At 30.7% G+C, this 7,973-nt stretch carries 2 protein-coding genes; both read left to right on the top strand.

Annotated elements, in window-relative coordinates; all coding sequences use genetic code 11:
• Positions 1-331: 331 nt before the first annotated feature.
• Positions 332-1,579 carry a LuxR C-terminal-related transcriptional regulator gene (locus tag ACLR9T_RS12935; protein WP_413109921.1) on the top strand — a complete coding sequence of 416 codons (1,248 nt, stop codon included), beginning with the start codon at positions 332-334 and terminating at the stop codon, positions 1,577-1,579.
• 1,056 nt (positions 1,580-2,635) lie between these two features.
• On the top strand, positions 2,636-7,973 hold a 5,338-nt coding region (locus ACLR9T_RS12930), incomplete at its 3' end, for a discoidin domain-containing protein (RefSeq protein ID WP_413109920.1).

The raw sequence follows: 7,973 nt of genomic DNA, 5'->3' as shown, positions 1-7,973 counted from the left end.
GGTTTACATGTTTTTATAGCTCAAAACAGCTAATGAGGTGATATTTAATTAAAAATGAGTATTCCTGTCATCCGCACCAATTATCAAATACTCTCAAATCTTTTATTTAAAAGGGTTGGGAGTTTTTTATAATAGTTTAAAATATAAATAACTATACAATGAATACTTTTTAATTAGCTTTTTGCAATAATTCTTTCTAAAAAATCTTTCATAGATATTAAAGGATATTTTATAGTATGTAATTTATTAACTGTTTTAGAATGGATATTGTAATAATTATATTAGCTGTTTATTACTTAGATAAGAAAAATAAAATGTTTGGAGAAAATGTATGGACTATATGAGTTTAAATGAAGCAGCACATAAATGGAAAGTATCTTCTAGTGAAATTGAAAAATTATGTTTTATGGGATTGATTCCTAATGCTGTAAAAATTGGAAAGACTTGGATGATTCCTGCTAATACAAAATGGCCTGTAAAATATAAAGTTGAAAATAATAAAGATATTTTGAGCGATAAAATTTTACTTTCACCAAGAGAATGTCCTTTATCATTGATGACAGATTTATATAATACGCCTGGTAGTGGAGATGATCTTGTAGGCAAATATAAAGAACAGCCTCAAATTGCTTTATTTCTTAAGGCTCAACTAGACTATTTTCGTGGAGATTATGATTTAGCATACACACAGACAAGATCATTTATGTCTTATCCGGTATGTTTTGATATTCAGGTTGGAGTAGGGATATTATTATCATTATGTGCGAGTATCCGTGGTGATCTGCTTTTGTGGGAAGAAGCGAAACAATATGTTGCTTCGATATCTTGTCAGAATCGAGATGAAAGACATAGACTTGCATTTTGGTTAGCTGCTATAGATAGTATAATAGATGATGGCACTACTTTTCCAAAGTGGTTCCAACATGGTAGTTTTGATTTATTACCAAGAGATGCTTTTCCTTTTGTTTATTTTTTTTATGTTAAGTATTTACTTCTGGGTGCCCAGGAAGCTTTATCAAGTTCAAAAAGTAAAAATCATCAATATAATTTATTGATGACAATGATTAGTGCTGCATGTGAACCATTAATTTCTCAAGTGAAAATTGTAAAAGCCATTTTACCTGAAATCTATTTAAGATTATTATGTGCAATTACTTATTATAATACTGGTGATGAAGATATGGCTATTATACATCTTGATCGGGCCATTGAATTAGCTCTTCCTGACCAATTGTTTAGTCCGTTTGCAGAAATAAGGCAATCATTTGGTTATTTATTGGATGATCGATTAGCAAAATTTGACGAAAAAGCATTACAAAAAGTAAAAACACTAAACAAAAAAGTTTTTGATGGGTGGCTTTTGCTGCATAATATGAAGCTAGGAAGAACAAAATCAAGTGAATTAACGATTAGAGAACGTGAAGTAGCAAAATTAGCAGTATATGGATATACTAATGCAGAAATTGCAGAGCGATTACACGTATCTTTAAATACGGTAAAGCAGGCGTTATGGCATGCAATGAATAAAACTGGTTGTAAAAAAAGACAAGAATTAGTTAAATATTTACGCTCTTTTTAATAAAAATTTGTAATAGATATAACTGCTTTTTTGGTGCTTATATATTTAAATTATATTTTTTAACTATAATAATCATGAAAGTGAGTTATTTGATAATTTAGGTTTTTCTAAAAGTTTTTTAATGGAGAGCTTTGATTCTTGTTCAATTCTTTGTTTTTTTTATGTTAAATATTTATTTTAAATAGTTAAAAAATATTATCTGGTTTTAAAGAAAAAATTACTGGTGCATGTTATTAATGGAGAAGATCGGTACTATTTATGAGCTGCCGATTTTTTTAATTGAGATGAAAATATTGTCTTATCGGAAAATTATCTTAGGTTAATTTTATAATATTAATAAATGATTATATCTTGATTAGGCAATTGAATTAGCACTTCCTGACAGGTTATTAAGCTCATTTATAGTGTATCGTCAACTTTTGGGTTTTTAAATGGATGAAAAATTAAATAGGTTTGATAGAAAAGCTAAAGAGTTAAATAAAAAATTACTTGATAGGTTCTGTTATATAATTTACTTTTCTAAAAAACATAATTAAATGATTTAACAACAGGAAAACTCGAAATATCGAGGTTTATGGACTAGAAATTGCTGAATATTTGTATGTCTCATTAAGTATAGTTAAACAGGTGTTATGGTGTGCGATGAACAAAACGGATTATAAAAACATATAGATTTAAGTAAATATTCATAAAACTACACTTTTTTGATAGCTTTAGTGTAGTGAAAAGACTATAAAAAACCTTTATACTGTAACAAGTATGAAAGTTTTTATTTGGTAAGTATAAAATAAACAGTTTAAATTTTTTTAATTCAGCACTAAAAAACTTTTTACCAATGGATAAAAGGTTTTTGTAGTGATATAACAAATGGATTGTTACTTTAAGTAGGCAAGACCAAAAGACATTAAAAAATAAGTCTTTTTTGTCTTGCTTTTTAAGTTTCTTAAAAGCAAATAATAAAAAGTCTTAATGGAAGGGAGGTGATATTAAATTAGTAGGAATATTTAATTAGAATAGTTATTTGGACGAATACGTAGATATTTATGGAGGGAAAAAATGAAGAAAATATTACGAATATTGGTAGTTGTTACAATGTTAGTGACATCATTATCAATGTATGTGCCAATTCATGCACAAGAAAAAGTGAATTTAGCACTGAACAAGCCAGTGACAGCAAGTTATACGTATGCTAGTAATGATCGTTTTTTAGCTAGATATGCTGTAGATGGTTCATTGGATTCACGTTGGTCAACAGAACCAAAAGGATCAAATCAATGGTTAAAAGTGGATTTAAAAGCGCAATGTGACTTTGATATCTTTAATATTTATAGCGAAGATGTTGCAGCGCAAAAAATTGCAAAATTTAAAATTGAAGCATCTACAGATGATGTTGATTATGATCTTATTTATGATGCACCTGAAAAGGCAGATGGATATGATACAAAAACTACAGTAACTTTGCCTGAAATGGTTAAATATCGTTATGTAAAAATAACGATTGAAAAATTAATTGCTGGCGCTTATACAAGCATTTCTCTAAGAGAATTTGAAATTATGGGACATCCTGGAGAACCAGAACCAGATGAAGAGACACCAATGAATGTCAATCTGGCATTAAATAAAGAAGTAACTGCAAGTGCTCAACATAGCAAATTTCCAGCGTCATACTTGACAGATGATGATGAGGATAGTCGCTGGTCAAGTGAAAAAGGTCCAGTGCAATGGGCTTATGTTGATTTAGGTCAAAATTATAAAATGAATAAGTTTGAAATGATTTGGGAATCAGCTGAAGAGTATGCAGGTGAATATAAAATTTATGTAAGTAATCAACCTGGTCAGTGGGGAGAACCCGTTGCGGTTAATTCTGAAAATAAATCAAATAAATCAGTAACACTTTTAAAAGAAGCGGCTGAAGGTAGATATGTTAAGTTAGAAGTAACTAAAGTTAGTAACTATCCAAGTATCTCTTGCCGTGATTTTAAAGTTATTTATACTGACGAACAAAATCCTGAATCTAATGTAGCTTATAATAAAGAAGTTGTTGCAAGTAGTATTGAAGCACAATCAGTTAAAGCTTCAAATATTGTCGATGGAGATTCTAAATCATCTACTTCACGTTGGGGCAGTGCTAGGGGTAATGGACCTCATTGGGTTTATATTGATTTAGGAAAGAAAATGGATATTAAGACAGTAAAGCTTTTCTGGGAAAATAGAAAAGCAACTGCTTATCAAGTTCAAATTGCTGATGAAATAAGTACACCAACAAATAATGATGATTGGCAAACTATTTATGACAGTACTGAACGCCCAAAAACAGTTAATGAAAAAATTGTTTTTGATAAAACTCATCAGGCTCGTTATTTACGTTTAAATGTTAGCTCATTTACAGCAGAAGATCCTGATGGTGGAGTGACTTGGAATACTATTTCATTATATGAAATTGAAGTATATGGTGGGATTCCTAAGGAAAGTGCTACTGATTTAGCGGAGCAAATTGAAATTAAACAACCTGAAATAGGTGATACTAAATTAGAAGTAACTTATCCTGAAAGTGAAGAATATACAATTGAATATAACGGGACAGATTATGAACAAATTGTTGATGCAGATTTAACTATTTATGAACCTGTAGTTGACACTGAAGTAAATGCATCATTTAAAATTATTAGTAAATCTACTGGGGCATATATTTTTAAAGAATTAAAAGTAACAGTTCCAGGTACTTATCAAAAAGAGAATGGTGATAATGAAGCTCCTCAAATTTTACCAGAATTGCGTGAATGGAAAGGTCATAGTGGTAATTTTAAGGTAAATGATCAATCACGAATTGTTTATTATGATGATGTTTTAAAAGAAACGGCTCAATATTTCCAAGAAGATTATCAAGATATGACAGGAAAATCAATTGAAGTTGTTCAAGGAACAGATGCACAGCCTGGAGATTTCTATTTAACATTAACAGATGATTTATCAAAAGGTCTTCAAGATGAAGGGTATCTAATGAATATTGCTGATAATGTAACAGTAGAAGCTCAAACAACAACTGGGGCATTCTGGGCAACAAGAACTATTCTTCAAGCTTTAAAGGGTAATGATAATGTATCTATTCCTAAAGGAATAACTCGTGATTATCCTTTATACAAGGTAAGAGGATTTATTTTAGATGTTGGTAGAAAAACATTTACTTTAGATTATTTAGAACAAGTAGTAAAAGAAATGTCATGGTATAAGATGAATGATTTCCAAGTTCATTTAAATGACAATTTAATTGTATTAGAACGCTTAGGTTCTGTTGAAGAAATCATGGCTGCTTATTCTGGTTTTAGACTTGAATCAGATATTAAAGAAGGCGGAAATAATGGTTTAAATAAAGCAGATCTAACGAGCAAAGATGTATATTATACAAAAGATGATTTTAGAGACTTTATTAAAAAATCAAGAGTATATGGTGTTGATATCGTTCCTGAAATTGATACACCAGCCCATTCTTTGGCTTTAACTAAAGTTCGTCCGGATCTACGACATGGAACAAATGGACGTGATAATGATCATTTAAATCTAACAACTAAATACGATGAAAGTTTAGAATTTGTTCAAAGTATTTTTGATGAATATATGGGTGAATCATTAGAAAATCCAGTATTTGATTTAGGTACAACTGTTCATGTTGGAGCTGATGAATACACAGCTAATGGAAATGCTTATCGTCAATTCAGTAATGATATGTTAAGTTATGTTAAAGATAGTGGTCGTAATGCTCGAATTTGGGGAAGTTTAACAAGAATAAAAGGTGATGTTGAAGTTCCTGGTGATGGTGTTCAAATGAATATCTGGAATAACGGTTGGGCTAATCTTGGTGAGATGTATGATGAAGGTTTTGACTTGATCAATTGTAATGATGGGCAGTACTATATTGTACCTAATGCAGGTTATTATGGAAATTATTTAAATGAAAATACGTTATATAATACGGCTATTAATAGTCTTGGTGGAACAACGATTCCAGCTGGTGATAAACAAATGCTAGGTGGTGCATTTGCGGTATGGAATGATATGACAGATTATCTTGATAATGGTATTAGTGAGTATGATGTTTATGATCGTATTGAAAAAGCAATTCCATTATTGGCTGCTAAATTATGGGGTAAAAATACAATGAATATCAATGATGCTAAAGCAACATCAGATATTATGGGTGATGCTCCTAATACTAATTTTGGTTATGATATTGAAGATAAAGATGGACAAATCGTTAATTATTCAATGGATAATCTTGAAGATCAATCAGGAAATGAATATCATGCTAAAGATGGAGTTAATGCTGGAATTGAAGAAATAGATGGGAAAAAGGCATTAGCTTTAAATGGTAATGAAAGTTATGTAACTACTGGCTTAGGAACGGCTGGTTTAAATAATGATTTAAGAGTAAAGGTAAAGAGAACTTCGACAAGTAAAGAAGAACAAATTCTTTTTGAAAGTGATTATGGAAGTATCAAAGCAGTTCAAAAAGGAACTGGAAAGGTTGGTCTTTCTAGAGAAAACTTTGATTACTCATTTAATTATGAGTTGCCACTAAATGAGTGGGTAGAATTAGAATTTAAAAATGAGTTTACAAGATTATCACTTTATGTTAATGGTGAACTAGTTGATGTTTTAGGTGATGGTGAAATTATTGAAGGTAGACCAATGGTAGCAACAGGAATGTTTGCTATGGAACGTATTGGTAGCCAAACAAAAGCATTTACTGGATATGTAGATGATGTTCGTTTAGGTGTAAAAGACGAATATAATTCAACAATGGAATTAGATTACGCTTTATGGAATGCTTTAGCACTTGAAAAACAATTGGATAGTGATTTACTTGCTGGTTGGAAAGAACAGGCAAATGCTATTTTTGCTAAATTTAATCCAACTAAAGAAGAAATTTCTCAATTAGCTTCTACGATTAATAAGGAATTAGAATTATTAAATTATAAAGAAGCAGATTATAGTCGTATCGAATCTTATTTAGAATTAATTGATGATACTTCAGCATTTACAAAAGAAAGTATTGATGCTATTGAAAGTGTTAAGGCTCTAATCAGAGCTCACTTACCAGCTGGTCTTCAAGAAACAGTTAATGGTTATGAATGGGCATTAGTTGAGGCCTTAGATAATGTAGTATTAAAAGATAACAGTGAATTGTATTACTATGATAATGCAAAAGTAAAAGCAACTGCTTCAAGCCAAGAAACATCTGGTGAAAGTGCTCAAGCAGCAAAAGCAATCGATGGACAAAAAGGAACATTCTGGCATACATTATGGAATAATGCGCCTACTCCACATTGGTTATTATTAGAATTAGAACAAGAAGAACTAGTTGATGGTTATTATTATTTACCTAGACAATCAGGATCAAATGGTATTGTTACTAAATATCGTATTGAAGTAAGTACTAATGGTACAGATTTTACTGAAGTAGCAAGTGGTTCATGGGCTAATAATGCTTCAGCAAAAGAAGTTAGATTTGCGCCAGTACAAGCAAAATATGTTCGTTTAAATGTTGTTGAATCAGTTGCTGGACATGCATCAGCAGCTGAAGTTAAAGTTCATTTAGGATCATTTGAAAAGGATACAGATGGCTTAACAACATTGATCAATACTGTTGAAGAATTAAATTCTCAAGATTATCTTGATGAAACATGGAATAATTTAACAGCAGCAATTAGTGATGCTAAAAATGTTTTAGCAAATGAAGCAAGCAGTGCAGAAGATGTTGAAAATGCTAAATCTGCAATTATTGATGCTAAAATTGGATTACGTTTAAAAGGTATTTCAGTGGTAGACAAGACTGAATTACAAGGATTATATAATGAATTCTTAACTCTAAATGAAGCAGATTATACAGTTGAATCTTGGGTACCATTCGCAAATGCAATGGCTGATGCTAAAGCAGTATTAGACAGAGCAGATGCAACTCAAGAAGAAGTAAATAATGCTAAAACTACATTACAAAATACTAAGGATGCATTAGTTGAAGTTGTTGTTGAAACAAACAAAACAGCATTATCAATTGCAATTGAAATGGCTAGTGCAGTAACTCAAGAACAGTTAGGTAAATTAGTACCAGCAGTAGCTGATGAATTCAAAGCAGCATTAGAAAATGCTGAAACTATCTATGCTAAAGATAATGCAAGTCAAGAAGAAGTAAATAATGCATTTGATCGTTTAGCTAAAGTAATGCAGATGTTAGAATTCTATAAAGGTGATAAAACAGCTTTACAAAAACAGATGGATCAAATAGCAGGATTAAATGCAAATGATTATACAGAATCAACATGGAATGCGCTTCAAGCAGTGTTACCAGATGTAAATGAAGTACTAGGTAATGTAAATGCAATGCAAGGTGAAGTAG

The sequence above is a fragment of the Thomasclavelia sp. genome, from assembly GCF_047249845.1.
Taxonomy (GTDB): Bacteria; Bacillota_I; Bacilli_A; order Erysipelotrichales; family Coprobacillaceae; genus Thomasclavelia.
The sequence above is the reverse complement of the archived record's forward strand: the minus strand, read 5'-3'. Positions and strand labels throughout refer to the sequence as shown.

Bases quoted from the DNA above. Each gene is read 5' to 3' on its own strand.
- ACLR9T_RS12935 (WP_413109921.1), top strand. From the start codon at position 332: ATGGACTATATGAGTTTAAATGAAGCAGCACATAAATGGAAAGTATCT.